General features: G+C 70.5%; 13 protein-coding genes and 1 pseudogene. 10 read left to right on the top strand and 4 right to left on the bottom strand.

The window, feature by feature from the left end:
* Nucleotides 1–58: 58 nt before the first annotated feature.
* Nucleotides 59–1579, bottom strand: a complete 1521-nt coding sequence (locus tag KV205_RS31975) for a peptide MFS transporter (protein ID WP_265868319.1) — start codon at nucleotides 1577–1579, stop codon at nucleotides 59–61.
* 434 nt (nucleotides 1580–2013) lie between these two features.
* Here KV205_RS31975 and KV205_RS31970 point away from each other — a divergent pair, with 434 nt between their 5' ends.
* Entirely contained in the window at nucleotides 2014–2691 is a 678-nt protein-coding gene (locus KV205_RS31970; protein ID WP_265868318.1) for a response regulator transcription factor, read from the top strand.
* 15 nt (nucleotides 2692–2706) lie between these two features.
* Here the strand turns inward: KV205_RS31970 and KV205_RS31965 are convergent, their stop codons facing one another.
* Nucleotides 2707–4695 carry a zinc ribbon domain-containing protein gene (locus tag KV205_RS31965; protein ID WP_265868317.1) on the bottom strand — a complete coding sequence of 663 codons (1989 nt, stop codon included), beginning with the start codon at nucleotides 4693–4695 and terminating at the stop codon, nucleotides 2707–2709.
* 26 nt (nucleotides 4696–4721) lie between these two features.
* Between KV205_RS31965 and KV205_RS31960 the strand changes: the two are divergent.
* From KV205_RS31960 to KV205_RS31940, 4 genes and pseudogenes are all read left to right on the top strand, one after another.
* A pseudogene (locus KV205_RS31960) lies at nucleotides 4722–4841 on the top strand (flavin reductase); the annotation flags it as partial.
* 589 nt (nucleotides 4842–5430) lie between these two features.
* The gene (locus tag KV205_RS31950; RefSeq protein ID WP_265868315.1) at nucleotides 5431–5976 is read left to right on the top strand and encodes a GntR family transcriptional regulator; all 546 of its coding nucleotides are present in this window, start codon (nucleotides 5431–5433) and stop codon (nucleotides 5974–5976) included.
* Nucleotides 5976–6743: a GntR family transcriptional regulator gene (locus tag KV205_RS31945; RefSeq protein ID WP_265868314.1), complete on the top strand. Its 768-nt coding sequence runs from the start codon at nucleotides 5976–5978 to the stop codon at nucleotides 6741–6743. The genes KV205_RS31950 and KV205_RS31945 overlap by 1 nt, the downstream gene beginning before the upstream one ends.
* Before the next feature lie 124 nt (nucleotides 6744–6867).
* Nucleotides 6868–8139 (top strand): ATP-binding protein, encoded by a 1272-nt coding sequence (locus tag KV205_RS31940; protein WP_265868313.1) that lies wholly within the window; start codon nucleotides 6868–6870, stop codon nucleotides 8137–8139.
* Between the two features lie 88 nt (nucleotides 8140–8227).
* Here KV205_RS31940 and KV205_RS31935 read toward each other — a convergent pair whose 3' ends face one another.
* A complete protein-coding gene (locus tag KV205_RS31935) occupies nucleotides 8228–8752 on the bottom strand; it encodes a GtrA family protein (protein ID WP_265868312.1) in 525 nt (174 codons plus the stop codon).
* A 208-nt stretch (nucleotides 8753–8960) separates the two neighbouring features.
* On the opposite strand from KV205_RS31935, the gene KV205_RS31930 reads away from it, so the two are divergent.
* From KV205_RS31930 to KV205_RS31915, 4 genes are all read left to right on the top strand, one after another.
* Nucleotides 8961–10097, top strand: coding sequence for a 5-(carboxyamino)imidazole ribonucleotide synthase (locus tag KV205_RS31930; RefSeq protein WP_370416758.1), 1137 nt, complete (start codon nucleotides 8961–8963; stop codon nucleotides 10095–10097).
* A 49-nt stretch (nucleotides 10098–10146) separates the two neighbouring features.
* Nucleotides 10147–10644 carry a 5-(carboxyamino)imidazole ribonucleotide mutase gene (gene purE, locus KV205_RS31925; protein WP_265868404.1) on the top strand — a complete coding sequence of 166 codons (498 nt, stop codon included), beginning with the start codon at nucleotides 10147–10149 and terminating at the stop codon, nucleotides 10642–10644.
* The gene (locus KV205_RS31920) at nucleotides 10632–11837 is read left to right on the top strand and encodes a dipeptidase (protein ID WP_374214761.1); all 1206 of its coding nucleotides are present in this window, start codon (nucleotides 10632–10634) and stop codon (nucleotides 11835–11837) included. Before purE ends, KV205_RS31920 begins: the two co-directional genes overlap by 13 nt.
* 171 nt (nucleotides 11838–12008) lie before the next feature.
* Nucleotides 12009–12938 (top strand): membrane dipeptidase, encoded by a 930-nt coding sequence (locus tag KV205_RS31915; protein WP_265868309.1) that lies wholly within the window; start codon nucleotides 12009–12011, stop codon nucleotides 12936–12938.
* Between the two features lie 160 nt (nucleotides 12939–13098).
* On the opposite strand, the gene KV205_RS31910 is transcribed toward KV205_RS31915, so the two are convergent.
* Entirely contained in the window at nucleotides 13099–14436 is a 1338-nt protein-coding gene (locus tag KV205_RS31910) for a UDP-glucose/GDP-mannose dehydrogenase family protein (RefSeq protein ID WP_265868308.1), read from the bottom strand.
* 130 nt (nucleotides 14437–14566) lie between these two features.
* Between KV205_RS31910 and KV205_RS31905 the strand changes: the two genes are divergently transcribed.
* Nucleotides 14567–15249: acyl-CoA dehydrogenase family protein (locus KV205_RS31905; RefSeq protein ID WP_265868307.1), on the top strand; the 683-nt coding region annotated here is incomplete at its 3' end.

Below are 15249 nucleotides of genomic sequence, written 5' to 3'. Positions count from 1 at the left end.
GCGGAGGCCGCCGCACCGGGATCGGTGCGACGGCCTCCGCCTCGTGCGTGAGGACGCGTCAGTGGACGTCGCCCATCAGCGCCTGGACCTTGTTGCGGTACATGTAGATCGCGAATCCGGCGACCACGGCCAGCGTGGCCTGCAACGCGATGATCCCGGTTCCGTTGAGGTCCACGCCCGCGATGGAGAGCAGACCGGTGGTGCAGTCACCGGCGGTGACGGCGAGGAACCAGACACCCATCATCTGGGAGGCGTACTTCTTCGGCGCCATCTTCGTGGTGACGGAGAGGCCGACCGGGGAGAGGCACAGCTCACCGATGGTCTGGATCATGTAGATCGAGACGAGCCACATCGGGGAGACCAGGGTGCCGTCACCGGCCATGTTCATCGGGACGATGAAGATGAAGAACGACGCGCCGACCGCGACGATGCCCATCGCGAACTTCACGATGGTGTTGGGCTCCTTGTTGCGGCGGGCGAGCCACAGCCACAGCCAGGCGAAGACCGGGGCGAGCGCCATCACGAAGAGCGGGTTCAGCGACTGGTACCAGGTGGCGGAGAAGCCGAGGCCGAAGACGGAGTCGGCGGTCTTGTCGTCGGCGAACAGCGACAGGGTCGAGCCACCCTGGTCGTAGATCATCCAGAAGACGGCGGCGGCGACGAAGAACCAGATGTAGCCGGAGACCTTGGACTGCTCGGCCTTGTCGAGGTCCTTGTCGCGCTTGATCCGGGCCAGGACGGCGATCGGGATGATCAGGCCGGCCAGGGTCAGCGGTACCAGGGCCCAGTTCAGGGTGTACAGGCCGAGGGCGACGACCGCGCCGTAGAACACGGCGGCGGCGACCAGGACCAGGCAGACCTTGACGAGGACGTTCCTGCGCTCCTCGGCGGACAGCGGGTTCGGGACCTCGCTGCTCTTCGGGTTCAGGCTCTTGCCGAAGGCGAGGAAGACGGCGAGGCCGAGGCCCATGCCGACGGCGGCGAGGGCGAAGCCCACGTGCCAGTTGACTTCCTTGCCGATCGTGCCGATGAGCAGCGGCGAGACGAAGGCGCCGAGGTTGATGCCGATGTAGAAGAGCGTGAAGCCACCGTCACGGCGCGGGTCGTCCGGGCCGTTGTAGAGGTGGCCGACCATCGTCGAGATGTTGGCCTTGAGCAGACCCGAACCCACGGCGACGAGTGCCAGACCCACGAAGAACATCGCCTGGCCCGGCAGGGCGAGGGAGATGTGACCGGCCATGATCACGAAACCGGCGATGGCGACCGTCTTGCGGGCGCCCCACACGCGGTCACCGAACCAGCCGCCGGGCATGGCCATGAGATAGACCATCGACACGTACACGGAGTAGATCGCCGTGGCCGTCGCGGCCGTCATGGCGAGACCGCCGCCCTGGCTCCCCTTGGCGGCGTCGACGCCACCGGAGACCAGGTAGTACACCAGCAGGGCCCTCATGCCGTAGTAGGAGAAGCGCTCCCACATCTCGGTGAAGAAGAGGGTGGTCAGACCTCGGGGGTGCCCGAGGAACGTCTTCTGGTACCGGGGCATCCCGGTCGAAGCCGTCGTCATGCTCGACGCCATGTCGATCCTTGCTCTGTCGGGACGCGCGCTTCGTGAGCGGGGTGCGCCCGGTGGGGGAGGCCGGCACCGGCGGGGAGCGGTCGCACCCCTCCGGGATCCACGCCCTGACGCGTCAGCGCGTCGTAGGACCCGGCCCACAGGTCGTTCACTGTCCTCGAGACGGCCGACGGCCGCCTCGTGCAGAAAAGAGACCCTTGGCGTGCTGGCGTACCAACCCGGCCAAAGGTCCCCGTTTACCGCTACAGAACTCTCGACACCATACGACACGACACTGCCGGATATGGAAGGACTTGAGAGATGGATCACAGGTGACCGTGGAACCAACTTCCTTCATTCCAAGGTCATGAGCAAATTCCAGACCAAGATCAAAGGGGGATGGTCCACCCCTGTGGATCACGCCCCGGCACCGCGCCGGTGCGGACTACCATCACCTCATGACCCGTGTACTGCTCGCCGAGGACGACGCATCCATCTCGGAACCGCTGGCCCGCGCCCTGCGGCGGGAGGGATACGAGGTCGAGGTCCGCGAGGACGGTCCCACCGCGCTCGACGCCGGACTCAAGGGCGGGGTCGACCTGGTCGTGCTCGACCTGGGCCTGCCCGGCATGGACGGACTCGAGGTCGCCCGCCGGCTGCGCGCCGACGGGCACACGGTGCCGATCCTGGTGCTCACCGCCCGCGCCGACGAGGTCGACACGGTGGTGGGCCTCGACGCCGGCGCCGACGACTACGTGACGAAGCCGTTCCGGCTCGCCGAGCTGCTCGCCCGGGTCCGGGCCCTGCTGCGGCGCGGCGCCGCCGAGCCGGCCGCCGCACCGACCACCCACGGCGTGCGGATCGACGTCGAGTCGCACCGCGCCTGGATGGGCGACGAGGAGCTCCAGCTCACCGCCAAGGAGTTCGACCTGCTGCGGGTCCTGGTCCGCGACGCGGGCCGGGTGGTCACCCGCGACCAGCTGATGCGCGAGGTCTGGGACACCACCTGGTGGTCCTCCACCAAGACCCTCGACATGCACATCTCCTGGCTGCGCAAGAAGCTGGGCGACGACGCGGCCAACCCGCGCTACATCTCCACCGTCCGGGGCGTGGGCTTCCGCTTCGAGAAGAGCTAAGACTTGATCCGTACATCACCAGAGGGTGTGTTGCGGACTGCACGCCGTTCGGGTGCCGGGCTTCCCAGCGTGGTCGCGCACGTGGCGCGGCTCATCTGGGGTCGCTCGGTCCCGTCGTGCGGCGGTTCGGTGAGCAGAGGTCCCGTGCTGACGCGGGACTGCCACGCGACCAGCACCCTGAGGGGCGTTCTGGCAGGGTGTGGTTGACTCACGCAGGGCCTCTTCCAGCCCTTCTCCGTACGTGATCTGTGCGTGCCGCGACCGGGCGGAGCTCAGCCGGGCGGTCTTGGGCTCGTCGGGGTCGGCCAGGTCCACGAACGCGGCCAACGCGGCGGAGACGAGATCTCGTTTGCCGACGAGACCACAGGCGCTGCATTTGTGTTCCCGGTCGCGGAGGGTCTTCGTGGCGCGCTCCCCGCACAGGCAGTACTGGGACAGCGCGGTGGACCAGGTGGAGGCACGCACCAGGCGGCCACCGGCGGCCTTGCATTCGATCTCCAGGGCGGAGATCAACATGCCCGGCGTGGTCTGGGAGAGGCGCTTGCCCCACAGCCGGTACCAGGTGCGGATGTCGCAGTCCTCCACGGTCAGGTAGGGGCCATGGACCGCGATGATGTCGCGGGCCACGGCACGGGCGCGGTGGCGCCGGTACTCGGCAGCTGAGGCGGCGGCTTCGGCCTGGCGGGCGCGCAGCTCCCGATAGCCGCTGGACAGCCGGTCGCGGCGAAACGCCTGCTTCGGCACCCCATCGGCCCGGGAATCGCGGGCGCCGCCCGGCACCGTGACCTTCTTGGGCTTCAGACCCTGAGCGGCCCGGCGCTCGGCGCGGGCGCCCTGCCGCTTGGACAGCCCGTACTGCGCGGTGTTCGTGGACCGGCGCGACCGTTCCAGCGCCCGAGCCCGACCCCGCCGCTTCTTCGCCTCCCGCTCCAGCCGCGCCCGCTCCTGATCGGTCAGCACGATCTCCGACGAGGCCGGGGCACCGTCGGCGGGGTCTGGGCCGGCGGGGAAGGAGACGATGGACAGGTTCGAAACGTTGCCGTCTACCCCGCCGATCCGGTCCAGCTCAGCGGCCCGCTGCCGCATCTGCCGGACAGCCGGGGAGGCGTAGCCGGGGCCGAGGACCATCAGGTGCGCCTCGTACGCCCAGCCGCCCGGCGCACCGGACTTGCGGCGGCGTACCAAGTCCACCTTGTGCCAGCGGTCGTCAGCCTCAAGGAAGTGCCGTACGTGGTCCGCCTGGCCCGGTCCCTGGGGAATGCGGACGGGCAGGACGAGGTCACCGCGCCTGCCGTCCGGGCCGCCCGCGAACACCACGGCGAGCGGGCCGGTGTGGTCCCACCAGTTAGCTTTGCGAGCACCCCTGCCGGTGGGGATCCTGCCGTCCGGCTTGGCCGGTGCCGGTATCCGGCGCGGCTGCATCAGGGCGTGCCGGCCCCCGTCGACGTAGGTCGTGGCATGACCGTGGAAGGTGCCGACCAGGCGGAAGGTCTCCCACTTGTTCACGATGGTGTGGGAGCGGGCACGGCCCGGAATCCGGGTGAAGTCGTGCCAGCGACCCACGCGGGGGCGGCCGTGGCGGCTTCCCGTGCTATCGGCGAACAGGTGCCGCTGCACGCCGTTCCACACCTCGTCGGCCATGTGCATGGCCAGGGCCTTGGAAGCGTGATGTTTGAGATGCCCCGCATCCTCAAGATGCTTGTACGCGCACCGCTCCAGGCCTTCACGGGACAGGCCGAGTCGCTGCCGCACGGCCTTCGCTCCCTGCTGGTTCCGCTCGCGGAATGCGGCCCAGTACGCGTCAACCTTGGCGCGGGCGTCGCGCTGGACGGCCCGCTTGACCGACCACATCGCACCGAACAACGTCTCCAGCCGGGCCCGGTCTGCCGGGTCGGTGACGGCCAGCGGCAGCACCATCACGGACACGATCCCGTCATCGGGCTTGGTCCATTTCGGTGCCTTGTTCTTCCCCCGGCACTTCCGCTGTGTCTGGGCGCACTTCATGGCCATCACCTCCTTTCAAAATTAGCCGCACGGAGAACCGGTTCGTGGCCGGTGACCACACGCCGGTGGTGGGTCGGGTCCTGACGGTCGGTCTGCCCTCGGGGGCGCTGACGTACTACCAGGGCAAGTACCGCCGACTGGGGTGACGGCGGTGCGTGGCGGCCCGCAAAGGGCACGCACCCCTCGGTCACGGCCCCGGGCAGCCGAGGCCCCCTGCGTCTCGTGCGGGTCATGAATCCGGACCCCCTTCCGACGGTTCCTCGGCGGGCGATGCCTCACTCCACAGGGCGGGCCCGATGTTGTCGACCGCCGTCGTCCAGGCGACGCCGGTGGCGGGCTGGACGTAGGCGATACGCAGGAGTCGGCCGCCGTGCCACTCGTGAACGACGGCCGTCAACACTCCTTCACCACGGCTGGCGATGTCGCGAACCCTCTGGCGAAGGAGGGGGTGACCATCCCCGCCCTCGCCGCCCGGCGCGCTCAACGTTCGGACTCCTCGCAGGCGGCGAACCACCGGTCGAGGAACTTCTGCCACCCGACTTCGGCACGAGCTCGGAGAGCCGGGCTCAAGCCCTCCGGCGGTACGGGAACACCATGCTGCGCTTCGTCAGCATCCGTAGCTTCCATGCCGTAACCTTAAGTGCAACAGCCTTTAAGTCGCAAGTGCTTAAGGTTAGTTTTCTGGCGGGAGTGAGCAAGTAGGGTCACTGACAACAGTGAGCCGGAGGTAGGAACATGTCGGGCGATGCATGGATCAGCGAGACCGCGCCATACCTGGCCCCGCGCAAGCCCGGCCAGAGCGACGCGTGGACCGATGAGGCCGCCCGCCGTGGGCGCCGAGGCGGCCAACGCCTCCTCCAGGCAGGCGAAGCGGACGCCCCCGACACGGTCCGCGCCGCCCTGCGGTTGTCCGCCTCCGAGCGCGTGATCGTCAGGCGTCGGCTGATCCTCCTCGACGACCAGCCCGTGGAGCTGGCCGACTCCTACTACCCCGTCGCCATCGCCGCAGGCACGCCCCTGGCGGAACCGGGCAAGGTGCCCGGCGGCGCCGTCACCCTGCTCAAGGAGCTCGGGTACACCGGCGCCGAGGTCGTCGAGGACGTGAGTGCCGCCCTCGCCACCACCGAGGAGCGCGAGCACTTGGGCCTGCCTGAGGGCGGCGCCGTCCTTCACCTGCTCCGCCTGACGCGGACCGCCGACGGAACACCGATGGAGGCGTCCCTGATGACCATGCCGGCCGACAGGCACCTCACGTACCGGCTCGGAAAGCAGGGCGCGTGATGGCGAAGGAGTTCAAAGATCCGAGATCGCCGCACCAGAAGATCGCGGCGGAGCTACGACGTCAGATCACCCGCGGTGACCTCCCTCCGGGAAGCAAGCTGGGCTCGACGGCCGAGCTGATGGAACAGTACGGCGGCGTGGCCAACACGACCGTCCAGAAGGCCCTCCAGGCACTGAAGGCCGAGGGACTCCTCGAAGGGCTCCCGGGCAAGGGCGTATACGTACGGCAGCACGCGCAGCAGTCCGTCGAGCCGATCGCCTACATGAGGCCGGCCGGGCCGTGCGAGCCCTACCCCTGGATGTCCGAGGCCGCGAAACGACGGCAGGTCGGCAGATCCCAGCTCCTTGCCGTCGAGGTCGTCGTCCCGCCGAAGGAGGTGGCCGAGGCCCTGCAGTTGGAGGACGGTGAGCGAGCTGCGCTTCGTAAGCAGGTTCTCTTCCTGGACGAGGAGCCGACCGAACTCACGAGGTCGTACTACCCGCTGAGCCTGGTCGAGGGCACGGCCATCCTGGAGAAGAAGCGGATTCGCGGCGGTACTCCGGCGCTGCTCGACTCCATGGGTTTTCCCCCGCGCGAGTTCGTCGACGAGCTGTCGTCAGAGATCCCGACGGAGGAGGAAGTCGTGGCGCTGGAGCTCCCGAAGGACATGCCCGTACTGGTGGCCTTCCGAGTGGTCTATTCCGACGCCCGGCGTCCGATCGAGGTCACACTGATGACGAAGGCTGCGCACCGTTACCGGATGCGCTACAGGCTGCCTGTGACATAGGTACGTCCTCGCCGGCCTCCCCGCGACCATGCCCAACCACTGACCTCTTCCCGAACGGGAAGCCCCCGCGTCCCCTCAGGGCCTCGCCGTACTGGTCCTCGTCAAGTCGCCTTCCGGAGGATCCGTGCGCCGCCGTCTGATCAACTCCACGCTCGCCGTGGTGCTCGTCGTCATCGCCGTCTTCGGCGGCTCGCTCCTGATCGTGGAGACCCGCACGGTCTCGTCCAGCGCCCAGGAGCGGGTGGACACGGAGGCGGTGCGGATCGCCTCCATCATCGACAGCCGGCTGATCGGCGGCGAACCCGTCAACCCGGACATCCTGGCCGACCAGAGCGGCGGCCGGCGGTACGCGATCATCCGCATCCCCGGCCGCGACCCCATCGAGATCGGCTCCCGCCCCGGCGGCAGCGTCATCCGCGGCTTCGCCCAGGGCGAGCGCGGCGAGACCGTGGTCGTCGAGGAGGCCCGTTCGGTCGTCATGACCGAGGTGCGCCGCACCCTGCTGATCATCCTGGCCGTGGCGCTGCTGTGCGTGGTGGCCGCGGTGCTCCTCGCCGTACGGCAGGCCAACAAGCTGGCCTCCCCGCTCACCGACCTCGCCGAGACCGCCGAGCGGCTCGGCTCCGGCGACCCGCGGCCCCGGCACAAGCGGTACGGGGTGCCCGAGCTCGACCGGGTCGCGGACGTCCTGGACGCCTCCGCCGAGCGGATCGCGCGGATGCTCACCGCCGAGCGCCGGCTCGCCGCCGACGCCTCCCACCAGCTCCGTACGCCGCTCACCGCGCTGTCCATGCGCCTGGAGGAGGTCGCCGTCGCCGACGACCTGGAGACGGTCCGGGAGGAGGCGACGATCGCGCTCACCCAGGTGGAGCGGCTCACCGACGTCGTCGAGCGGCTGCTCACCAACTCGCGCGACCCGCGGACCGGCTCCGCGGTCGCCTTCGACCTCGACGAGGTCGTCAAGCAGCAGCTGGAGGAATGGCGGCCGGCCTACCGCAGCGCGGGCCGGGCGATCGTGCACTCCGGCAAGCAGGGCATGCGGGCCGTCGGCACCCCCGGCGCGGTCGCCCAGGTCCTTGCCGCGCTGATCGAGAACTCCCTGATGCACGGCGGCGGCACCGTCGCCCTGCGCACCCGGGTCACCGGCAACCAGTCGGTGATCGAGGTCACCGACGAGGGACCGGGCGTGCCCGTGGACCTCGGGGCGCGGATCTTCGAGCGGGCGGTCAGCGGCCGCTCCTCGACGGGCATCGGCCTCGCGGTGGCCCGCGACCTCGCGGAGGCGGACGGCGGGCGGCTCGAACTGCTCCAGCAGCATCCGCCGGTGTTCGCGCTCTTCCTGAGCCGCGAGGTCAGGAGCCGTACGGAACCGGAGCCGGAGCGCCCGGTCCGGTAGCGACGCCCGGTCCGGTAGCGACCCCCGGTCCGGTAGCGACGCCCGGACCGGCAGAAGCCGTGATCAGCGGTCTCGGACCCGGTCGGGACTAGACCCGGTCCGGCTGCTTGCGGCCGGCCCGGGAGGCCTGCCGCGGCGCCTGCTCCAGGAACGATTCGGCGGCCTGCACCGCCTCCTTCGCCGGCAGCGCCTGGAACACCCAGGTGCGGTACGACCAGAAGCGGAACAGCGTCGCGACGCCGATGCCGAAGAACTTGAAGAAGTTGCTCTGCAGCGGGGTGTCCCAGCCGAAGCCGTACGTCGCCGTGTAGAGCACGCCGTTCTCGATCACCAGGCCGACCGCGCTGAACAGCAGGAACAGCACCAGTTCCTTCGTACGGCCGGACTTGTCGCGGTCGCGGTACGTGAAGTAGCGGAACCCCACGTAGTTGAAGAGGATCGCCACGACGGTGGCGATGATGCTCGCCCGCACCACCGGAAGCTCGGTGACATGGCGCACCAGGTTGAAGACGAGCAGGTTCACCAGGACGCCCAGACCGCCGACCACGCCGAATTTGGCGACCTCGCGGACGAGCCGGTCCACTCGCGTGCGCAGCGCGCCGGGTTCACTCATCGTGATCGCTCTGTCCTGTCCGTTCCGGAGGCGTTCCGGCCGACGCCGTGGCGGCGTCAACCCAGCCATGCTAACCAGCCCTCCGCACACCCGCCCGGGATGTGCGCGATCCGTGTGCGAGCACACCCCGGCTGTGACAAGACACAGCCGGACGAGGCTCCGGAACTTGTGCGGATACCCTAAGAGGGTGACGTTCCCGGTAGTCGGCATGGTCGGCGGCGGTCAGCTCGCTCGTATGACGCACGAGGCAGGCATCCCGCTCGGCATCCAGTTCAAGCTCCTCAGTGACACCCCGCAGGACTCGGCGGCCCAGGTGGTGAGCGAAGTCGTCCTCGGCGACTATCGCGACCTGGACACGCTGCGTGACTTCGCGCGCGGCTGTGACGTGATCACCTTCGACCACGAGCACGTGCCCGCGGAGCACCTCGCGACCCTGGAGGCGGACGGCGTCGTCGTCCGCCCGGGCCGCGCGGCCCTCGCGCACGCCCAGGACAAGGGGGTGATGCGGGCGAAGCTCGACGAGATCGGCGCGCCCAGCCCGCGCCACCGCATCGTGGCCGACCCGGCCGACGCGGTGGCGTTCGCCGCCGAGGGTGCGGGGGAGGGCGGGGGCGACGGCTTCCCGATCATCCTCAAGACCGTGCGCGGCGGCTACGACGGCAAGGGTGTGTGGTTCGTGCGCTCGGAGGAGGACGCCCACGACGCCTTCAAGGCGGGCGTGGCGGTGCTCGCCGAGGAGAAGGTCGACTTCGCGCGCGAGCTCGCCGCGAACATCGTCCGCTCCCCGCACGGCCAGGCGGTGGCCTACCCGGTGGTCGAGTCCCGTCAGGTCGACGGCGTCTGCGACACCGTGATCGCGCCCGCTCCGGAGCTCTCCGATGAGCTGGCCGGGCAGGCGCAGGAGCTGGCGCTGCGGATCGCCAAGGAGCTGGACGTGGTCGGCCACCTGGCCGTGGAGCTGTTCGAGACCCGCGACGGGCGGATCCTCGTCAACGAGCTCGCCATGCGTCCGCACAACTCCGGTCACTGGACCCAGGACGGCGCGATCACCTCGCAGTTCGCCAACCACGTCCGGGCCGTGCTCGACCTTCCGCTGGGCGACCCGCGCCCCCGCGCGAAGTGGACCGTGATGTGCAATGTTCTGGGTGGCGACTACCCGGACATGTATCAGGGGTATCTGCACTGCATGGCCCGGGACCCGCAGCTCAAGATCCACATGTACGGCAAGGACGTGAAGCCGGGCCGCAAGGTGGGCCACGTCAACACCTATGGCGACGACCTGGACGAGGTGCTGGAGCGCGCCCGCCACGCCGCCGACTACCTGCGAGGGACGATCGTTGAGTAATCCGGCCGCGTCGAATGTGAACTCGTCGAGCCCGCTCGTCGGCATCGTGATGGGGTCCGACTCGGACTGGCCCGTCATGGAGGCCGCCGCGCAGGCCCTGGACGAGTTCGAGATCCCGTACGAGGTCGACGTCCTCTCCGCGCACCGCATGCCGCGCGAGATGATCGCGTACGGCGAGGAGGCCGCCGACCGCGGACTCAAGGCGGTCATCGCGGGCGCCGGCGGCGCGGCCCATCTGCCGGGCATGCTCGCCTCCGTCACCCCGCTGCCGGTGATCGGCGTGCCGGTGCCGCTGAAGTACCTCGACGGCATGGACTCCCTCCTCTCCATCGTGCAGATGCCGGCGGGCGTGCCGGTCGCGACCGTCTCGGTCGGCGGCGCGCGCAACGCGGGCCTGCTCGCCGCCCGGATCCTCGCCGCGCACGACCCCGAACTGCTCGCCCGGATGAAGGAGTTCCAGCAGGAGCTCAACGACCAGGCGACGGAGAAGGGCAAGCGGCTGCGGCAGAAGGTCGAGGGCACGGGCGCTTTCGGATTCGCCAAGTGAGCGCGGCGACGGAGCGCCTGGCCGAGGCGCGCGAACTGCTCGCCGCCACCCCGGTCGTGGACGGGCACAACGACCTGCCGTGGGCGCTGCGCGAGCACTGCGGCTACGACCTCGACAAGCTCGACATCGCCGGCGACCTGTCCGCCTCCCTGCACACCGACCTCGCCCGGCTGCGGGCCGGCGGCGTCGGCGCGCAGTTCTGGTCGGTGTACGTGCCGGGCCGGCTGACCGGCGACCACGCGGTCAGCGCCACCCTGGAGCAGATCGACGCCGTCGACCGGCTGGTCGAGCGGTACGCGGCGGACCTCGCGCCCGCGCTGACCGCCGACGCCATGGAGACGGCCCGCAAGGAGGGCCGCATCGCGTCCCTCAAGGGCGCCGAGGGCGGCCACTCGATCAACAACTCCCTCGCCACCCTGCGCGCCCTGCACACCCTGGGCGTGCGCTACATGACGCTCACCCACAACGAGAACAACGACTGGGCGGACTCGGCCACCGATGACCCCCGGCACGACGGGCTCACCGCCTTCGGCCGCGAGGTCGTCCGCGAGATGAACCGCTGCGGCATGCTCGTGGACCTCTCGCACGTGGCGGCGTCGACCATGCGGGACGCGCTGGACACCAGCGTCGCGCCGGTGATCTTCTCGCACTCCTCGTCCCGCGCGGTCTGCGACCACCCGCGCAACATCCCGGACGAGATCCTGGAGCGGCTGCCCGCCAACGGCGGTGTGGCGATGGCGACCTTCGTGCCGAAGTTCATCCTGCCCGCGGCGGTCGAGTGGACCAACCGCGCGGACGAGAACATGCGCGTCCACGGCTTCCACCACCTCGCCACCACCCCGGACGCGATGGCCGTTCACCGCGCCTTCGAGGCGGAGAACCCGCGCCCGCTCGCGACGGCCGCCACGGTCGCCGACCACCTCGACCACATGCGCGAGGTCGCCGGCATCGACCACATCGGCATCGGCGGCGACTACGACGGCACGGCCTTCACCCCGGCCGGCCTGGACGACGTCGCCGGCTACCCGAACCTGATCGCGGAGCTCCTGGTCCGCGGCTGGTCGCCGGCCGACCTGGCGAAGCTGACCTGGTCCAACGCCGTACGGGTGCTGCGCGACGCGGAGTCGGTGGCGCGGGAGCAGCAGGCGCTGCGGGGCGCGTCGATCGCGACGATCGCCGGCTTCGACGCGTAACGACTGCTTGGTGGACGAGATGTGACGTCACGTCAGCGAGGCCCCCGCCCCGGCGGGGGCCTTCGCGCTGCTCGTACGGGCATCCCCCGGACGGCCTAGCCCGCCGCGCCGCGCGTCGGGGGCGGTGGCACGGTTGCCGTACTGCCTCAGTAGTACGGAGTTGAGTCACCCATGGCAGATCTGCTGGACGATCCCACCACCACCTTCACCGTCGCCCACGCCGTCTCGGCGGGCGACGCCGATCCCCCCGAACATCCCCGGCCCCTCGACGAGTCGACCCGCGCCCGCGCGCTGCTTGCCGCGCAGCCGGTCGTCGAGGGGCACACGGAACCGCCGCGCGTCACCGAACCGGACCCGGAAGACCTTCCGCCGGTACGGGCCGCGGAGGCGGGAGCACAGCTCTGGTCCCTGCGCGTCGACGCCGACGAGGGCGTCCTCGGCACCCTGCGCCGGATCGACGCGGTCCGCGCCCTCGTGGCGGCCTGCCCCGAGGACCTGCGCCTCGCCCACACCACCTCCGAGATGGACCACGCCCGCAACTGCGGCCGGGTCGCCGTCGTCCTCGGACCGGTGAGCTGGTCGGCCGTCGGCGGCTCACCCGCCACCCTCCGGGCGTACCACGCGCTCGGCGTACGGGCGGTGAGCCTCACCCGCTACGACCGCTTCGCCCGCGAGGCGGTCCGCGAGATGAACCGGCTCGGCCTGGCCGTCGACCTGGCCGGCGCCGACACCGACACCGTCCGCCAGACCCTCGCGGTGAGCCGGGCCCCGGTCCTGCTCACCCAGGCGGACCCGGACGGCATGCCGGACGAGGTGCTGAGCCTCCTCGGCGAGAAGGACGGCGTGTGCATGGTGCCGGTCACTCCCGACGCCTCGGCCACCGCCGACACCCTCGACCGCCTCCGCGCCCTCGCGGGCCCCCGCTCTCTGGGCCTCTCTCACGCGGAACACCCGCCCACCGGCTACGTCCCGCTCTTCGCGGAGCTCCTCCGCCGCGACTGGCCGGCGTCGGACCTGGTGTCCCTGTCCCACGGCAACATCACGCGCGCGCTGCGGGACACGGAGTTCAGGTCGCGGGTGACGCGGCTGAGAGCGGCGTAGCCGTCCCGTTGTGGGCATTCGTCCCGCCGGGCGTGGGGGTCCCCCCCCCAGGGGCGAAGCCCTAGGGGGAGGGTGGGCACACGGGACGGCGCCCATGCGGGCGCGTTCCGCTCCCGGGCCTGGACCCGCACCACCAGCGCGGCGCGCTCTTGGTGCCCGTTCAGGCCCGCGGGCGGCCCATCGCCCGGTACGTCCAGCCCGCCTCGCGCCACCGCCCCGCGTCCAGCGCGTTGCGGCCGTCGAGGATGACGGCCGACGAGACGACCTCCGCCAGCTCCGCCGGGTCCAGCGCGTCGCGGAACTCGCGCCACTCGGTGAGGTGGAGGACGACGTCCGCGCCGCGCACCGCGTCGAGGGCGGTCGGCGCGTACGCCAGCGTCGGGAAGAGCCGGCGCGCGTTGTCCATGCCCTTGGGGTCGTAGACGGTGACCTGGCCGCCCTGGAGGTGGATCTGGCCGGCCACGTTCAGCGCGGGCGAGTCGCGGACGTCGTCCGAGTCGGGCTTGAAGGTCGCGCCGAGCACCGCCACCCGCTTGCCGAGGAAGCCGCCGCCCAGCGCCTCCCGGGCCATCTCGACCATGGACGCGCGGCGCCGCATGTTGATGGAGTCGATCTCGCGCAGGAAGGTCAGCGCCTGGTCCGCGCCGAGCTCACCGGCGCGCGCCATGAAGGCCCGGATGTCCTTCGGCAGACAGCCGCCGCCGAAGCCGATGCCGGCCCGCAGGAACTTGTTGCCGATCCGTTCGTCGTGCCCGATCGCCTCCGCGAGCTTGGCCACGTCGCCGCCGGCCGCCTCGCAGACCTCCGCCATCGCGTTGATAAAGGAGATCTTGGTGGCGAGGAAGGAGTTGGCGGAGGTCTTCACCAGCTCGGAGGTCGGGTAGTCGGTCAGCACGAACGGCGAGCCCTCCGCCACCGGCACCGCGTACACCTCGCGCAGCAGCTTCTCGGCCCGCTCGCCGCGTACGCCCTCGGCCACGCCGACCACGATCCGGTCCGGGTGCAGGGTGTCCTGCACGGCGAAGCCCTCGCGCAGGAACTCCGGGTTCCAGGCCAGTTCGACGCCCTCGGGCAGCACGCCCGCGAGCCGCTGCGCCGAGCCGACCGGCACGGTCGACTTGCCGACGACCAGCGCCCCGTCCCGTACGACCCCGGCGAGCGAGGCGAAGGCGGCGTCCACGTAACTCATGTCGCACGCGTACTCGCCGTGCTTCTGCGGGGTGTTCACACAGACGAAGTGGACGTCGCCGAAGGCGCCCGCCTCCTCCCAGGAGGTGGTGAAGCGCAGCCGGCCGCTGGAGCCCTCGATCCCGGCGACGTGCCGCGCGAGCAGCTCCTCAAGGCCCGGCTCGTACATCGGGACCCGGCCGCCGGCCAGCATCTCGATCTTCTCGGGGACCACGTCCAGACCGAGTACCTCGAAGCCGAGCTCCGCCATGGCCGCGGCGTGGGTGGCGCCGAGGTAGCCGGTGCCGATCACGGTGATCTTGAGGGCCATGCGGTCTCCATGAGGAGTCGAGGTCGGGCGAATGCCTGCCCGAGCATAGTCGTGCCCTGGCCCGGGGCCCGGTCTCGCCCTACCCTTTGAGTTACTTAACGGTAGTTAGCAAGCGTGGGAGTGTGTGACGGTGGCCGGTTCGGCTGATTTCGATCTGTATCGTCCGTCGGAGGAGCACGAGATGCTCCGGGAGACGGTCCGTGCGCTGGCGGAGGCGAAGATCACGCCGTTCGCGGCCGCGGTGGACGAGGAGGGCCGGTTCCCGCAGGAGGCCCTGGACGCGCTGGTGGCCGCCGACCTGCACGCGGTGCACGTCCCCGAGACCTACGGCGGCGCGGGCGCCGACGCCCTGGCCACCGTGATCGTGATCGAGGAGGTCGCCCGCGCCTGCGGCTCGTCCTCCCTGATCCCGGCGGTGAACAAGCTGGGCTCGCTCCCGGTCATCCTGTCCGGCTCGGAGGAGCTGAAGCACAAGTACCTCGGCCCGCTCGCCAAGGGCGACGCGATGTTCTCCTACTGCCTGTCCGAGCCCGACGCCGGCTCGGACGCCGCCGGCATGAAGACCCGCGCCGTCCGTGACGGCGACTTCTGGGTGCTCAACGGTGTGAAGCGGTGGATCACCAACGCCGGCGTGTCCGAGTACTACACCGTCATGGCGGTCACCGACCCGGAGAAGCGCTCCAAGGGCATCTCCGCCTTCGTCGTCGAGAAGTCGGATGAGGGCGTCTCCTTCGGTGCGCCGGAGAAGAAGCTCGGCATCAAGGGCTCCCCGACCCGCGAGGTCTACCTCGACAACGTCCGCATCCCCGCGAG

Source organism: Streptomyces sp. SKN60 (assembly GCF_026236535.1).
Classification (GTDB): domain Bacteria; phylum Actinomycetota; class Actinomycetes; order Streptomycetales; family Streptomycetaceae; genus Streptomyces.
Note: the sequence above shows the minus strand (reverse complement) of the source record. Positions and strands in the feature narration are given on the sequence as shown.

Bases quoted from the DNA above. Each gene is read 5' to 3' on its own strand.
- KV205_RS31975 (WP_265868319.1), bottom strand. From the start codon at position 1,579: ATGGCGTCGAGCATGACGACGGCTTCGACCGGGATGCCCCGGTACCAG.
- KV205_RS31970 (WP_265868318.1), top strand. From the start codon at position 2,014: ATGACCCGTGTACTGCTCGCCGAGGACGACGCATCCATCTCGGAACCG.
- KV205_RS31965 (WP_265868317.1), bottom strand. From the start codon at position 4,695: ATGAAGTGCGCCCAGACACAGCGGAAGTGCCGGGGGAAGAACAAGGCA.
- KV205_RS31950 (WP_265868315.1), top strand. From the start codon at position 5,431: ATGTCGGGCGATGCATGGATCAGCGAGACCGCGCCATACCTGGCCCCG.
- KV205_RS31945 (WP_265868314.1), top strand. From the start codon at position 5,976: ATGGCGAAGGAGTTCAAAGATCCGAGATCGCCGCACCAGAAGATCGCG.
- KV205_RS31935 (WP_265868312.1), bottom strand. From the start codon at position 8,752: ATGAGTGAACCCGGCGCGCTGCGCACGCGAGTGGACCGGCTCGTCCGC.
- KV205_RS31930 (WP_370416758.1), top strand. From the start codon at position 8,961: ATGGTCGGCGGCGGTCAGCTCGCTCGTATGACGCACGAGGCAGGCATC.
- purE (WP_265868404.1), top strand. From the start codon at position 10,147: ATGGGGTCCGACTCGGACTGGCCCGTCATGGAGGCCGCCGCGCAGGCC.
- KV205_RS31915 (WP_265868309.1), top strand. From the start codon at position 12,009: ATGGCAGATCTGCTGGACGATCCCACCACCACCTTCACCGTCGCCCAC.
- KV205_RS31910 (WP_265868308.1), bottom strand. From the start codon at position 14,436: ATGGCCCTCAAGATCACCGTGATCGGCACCGGCTACCTCGGCGCCACC.